The 2,157-nt window shown below is 45.9% G+C and carries 2 protein-coding genes; both read right to left on the reverse strand.

All coding sequences use genetic code 11. From position 1 onward, the window contains the following. Nucleotides 1-10: 10 nt before the first annotated feature. Nucleotides 11-862: a transposase gene (locus Q0753_RS16485; RefSeq protein WP_298723682.1), complete on the reverse strand. Its 852-nt coding sequence runs from the start codon at nt 860-862 to the stop codon at nt 11-13. Between the two features lie 528 nt (nt 863-1,390). Then, entirely contained in the window at nt 1,391-1,957 is a 567-nt protein-coding gene (locus Q0753_RS16490; RefSeq protein WP_298723686.1) for a hypothetical protein, read from the reverse strand. Between the last annotated feature and the right edge of the window lie 200 nt (nt 1,958-2,157).

The following is a 2,157-nucleotide window of genomic DNA, read 5'->3' on the forward strand; positions in this document are numbered from 1 at the left end:
TAATTTGGGGTCAGGTCTCACATTTCACATGAGCCTTTACGGCTCGACTAACTGTCATGCGGCTTACACCAAAATGATTTCCAACTTCTTCAAGCGAATAATGGCCACTGAGGTACGCTCTGACCATTGCCTGCTTGGGATCAGTGTAATGCGTCGAATACCAATCAAGCTCTCGCCTGGGAGCCTGTTTTTGTACACGAGGTACATCACGCAAAGGCTGATCCGGCTGTAATCGACATTGTGTCTCTTCCACAAACTGATCAGAGCCAAGATAAATTTGATTTTTCAGCTGATTCCAGGGTGCCTCTTTATCAATACCTGCCAGAACAAAAGAGCGGTATCTGTAAATCGCTTCCTTTCTATGACAAGAAAAACTTGCCAGCAAGTAATCAAGGGTCAGCCATTCTGGTGATGGAGCGGCGCCTGAACTTGCCTGGAAACTGCTCCACGGCCATTGCTCCGGCAGGCTAACCATGCCTGCTCTGACCGGGTTCAGAACGATATAGCGTGAAAGTTCAAGGAGGTAGTATTCTTTTTCGACCAAGATAGCTTTGTAGCGCCCTTGAAAAAGATGGCCGACGCGTTTGTGGCGAATATTATGAAACTGAGTATAAACACCATTCAGCTGACGCATTCCTTTCGATAGTGTTGGAGCTGCTGTTTCGATCAAAAGATGGTAATGGTTACTCATCAAACAAAATGCATGACAGTGCCAGTTGTATTTCTGAATGCAGTCTCCAAGAATGCTCAGAAACTGCTGCCGATCGGTATCATCACGATAAATGTCCTGCCGCTCATTGCCACGACTGGTAATGTGGTAAAGCGCACCCGCAAATTCTATACGTAACGGTCTTACCATCATCCGGCCTCGCTACTATTGTTTAGTACAACGTCAAACTAGATTAATATTCAGAAAAAGTAGCACCAACTGTCAGTGTGAAATGTGAGACCTGACCCCGTGATCCTTTGCGGGCTGCTGCACGGTAGCGCCAAGGCGGTGCGCTTGATTATCCAGTTGTTGTTGATGCGACTGGGATGGCGAGGGCTACCAGGGGAGCCGGCAACGATGACCAAAGCCAGCCGCAGCTGCCCGCACTGCGCACAAAGCATGGTGTGCACCGGCATCATCCGAACGGGATAGCCGACAGGCGGGCACAATAAGGATAATGGCCTCTACAACAGCAGGAGAAGAACGACCATCACTCACAGAACACGGTAACTAACTGAAGTTATTAGTCTTCTAATCGCTTAGCGGCCAGCTATGGCTGCAGAAAATAGCGGCCTCACCGCTCACCCCATGTTCAACCGAGCAATTTACTTAATAAAGGCAGCTTCGGGCTTGTTCAACACCCGGATGAAGTGTCGGCTGCGCGACACTTATCCTTATTTGTTAGGCATGTGCCACCAAATTTTCTTTAAACACTTCAAATACAGGAGACATAACGTCAAGTATGTGGAAACCATACACCAACGCAACAGGTATTGTGTTGTCGAACTTGAACATAGACTTATTGTCGATTGGCACAGGATATTTCGGTGACCACTTAACTGAGTCTGTTAGATGAGCCAACACAATTCTCAGAGCTTTCTCATCACTTTCATATTTATGTAAGCCAAGCTCAAAAATGCCAGCTTCTTCGGCTAAATCAACTAGATTGTGGCTTAATTTCTGCCTATCGCCTAAGCCTTTTAGGCGAACCTTGTCTCCATTAATTTGGAATTTGACTTTGTCAGGGTGCCTAGAAACCAGCATACCTTTAAAGCCATTTTCCAAGGCTATGCCATAATGATAGTGTGCGTTACCCCAAAGGTCTTTGAATAGCTCTGAATTCCCGATAATCTCATCGTCATCAAGCATTAGCTTTAAAATTTTATCCGCAACTTTCTTTTGTACAAACGCACACTTAAACCACTCATCAGGGTTTGAAGCTTTACTTATATATTCTTGTTTTTCCATTGTGAGCCAAACCTTTCGAAAGATGCCTAACGCCGCATTAAGGTGTGAGCAACGCAACGCCGATACCTCTGCAAACCACCTTAATCACTTAACGCAACGCATACTAAAAATGCCACGCGTTGCGAATCACTCTTAAATGCTTTGTTGAACTAAGCCGCTTCGCGGCAGAAAAATGTCGCTCCTTATCATACTGATCTCAG

The organism is uncultured Oceanisphaera sp. (assembly GCF_947495715.1).
Taxonomy (GTDB): domain Bacteria; phylum Pseudomonadota; class Gammaproteobacteria; order Enterobacterales; family Aeromonadaceae; genus Oceanimonas; species Oceanimonas sediminis.